Annotated in this window: 1 rRNA gene; it reads left to right on the top strand. The window is 53.1% G+C overall.

What is annotated here, in order from left to right:
- Positions 1 to 1,365, top strand: a 23S ribosomal RNA gene (locus DU29_RS0125465); the annotation flags it as partial.
- Between the last annotated feature and the right edge of the window lie 48 nt (positions 1,366 to 1,413).

Below are 1,413 nucleotides of genomic sequence, written 5' to 3' on the forward strand. Positions count from 1 at the left end.
GAACACGAAGTGGTTGATGCCATGCTTCCAAGAAAAGCTTCTAAGCTTCAGGTAACCAGGAACCGTACCCCAAACCGACACAGGTGGTTGGGTAGAGAATACCAAGGCGCTTGAGAGAACTCGGGTGAAGGAACTAGGCAAAATGGCACCGTAACTTCGGGAGAAGGTGCGCCGGTGAGGGTGAAGGACTTGCTCCGTAAGCTCATGCCGGTCGAAGATACCAGGCCGCTGCGACTGTTTATTAAAAACACAGCACTCTGCAAACACGAAAGTGGACGTATAGGGTGTGACGCCTGCCCGGTGCCGGAAGGTTAATTGATGGGGTTAGCTAACGCGAAGCTCTTGATCGAAGCCCCGGTAAACGGCGGCCGTAACTATAACGGTCCTAAGGTAGCGAAATTCCTTGTCGGGTAAGTTCCGACCTGCACGAATGGCGTAACGATGGCGGCGCTGTCTCCACCCGAGACTCAGTGAAATTGAAATCGCTGTGAAGATGCAGTGTATCCGCGGCTAGACGGAAAGACCCCGTGAACCTTTACTATAGCTTTGCACTGGACTTTGAATTTGCTTGTGTAGGATAGGTGGGAGGCTTTGAAGCGTGGACGCCAGTTCGCGTGGAGCCAACCTTGAAATACCACCCTGGCAACTTTGAGGTTCTAACTCAGGTCCGTTATCCGGATCGAGGACAGTGTATGGTGGGTAGTTTGACTGGGGCGGTCTCCTCCTAAAGAGTAACGGAGGAGTACGAAGGTGCGCTCAGACCGGTCGGAAATCGGTCGTAGAGTATAAAGGCAAAAGCGCGCTTGACTGCGAGACAGACACGTCGAGCAGGTACGAAAGTAGGTCTTAGTGATCCGGTGGTTCTGTATGGAAGGGCCATCGCTCAACGGATAAAAGGTACTCCGGGGATAACAGGCTGATACCGCCCAAGAGTTCATATCGACGGCGGTGTTTGGCACCTCGATGTCGGCTCATCACATCCTGGGGCTGAAGCCGGTCCCAAGGGTATGGCTGTTCGCCATTTAAAGTGGTACGCGAGCTGGGTTTAGAACGTCGTGAGACAGTTCGGTCCCTATCTGCCGTGGACGTTTGAGATTTGAGAGGGGCTGCTCCTAGTACGAGAGGACCGGAGTGGACGAACCTCTGGTGTTCCGGTTGTCACGCCAGTGGCATTGCCGGGTAGCTATGTTCGGAATAGATAACCGCTGAAAGCATCTAAGCGGGAAACTAGCCTCAAGATGAGATCTCACTGGGACCTTGAGTCCCCTGAAGGGCCGTCGAAGACTACGACGTTGATAGGTTGGGTGTGTAAGCGCTGTGAGGCGTTGAGCTAACCAATACTAATTGCCCGTGAGGCTTGACCATATAACACCCAAGCAATTTGCTTGCTCTAATGAGCACCAGATTGCGGTG

The sequence above is a fragment of the Pseudomonas sp. Ant30-3 genome (assembly GCF_000690905.1).
Classification (GTDB): domain Bacteria; phylum Pseudomonadota; class Gammaproteobacteria; order Pseudomonadales; family Pseudomonadaceae; genus Aquipseudomonas.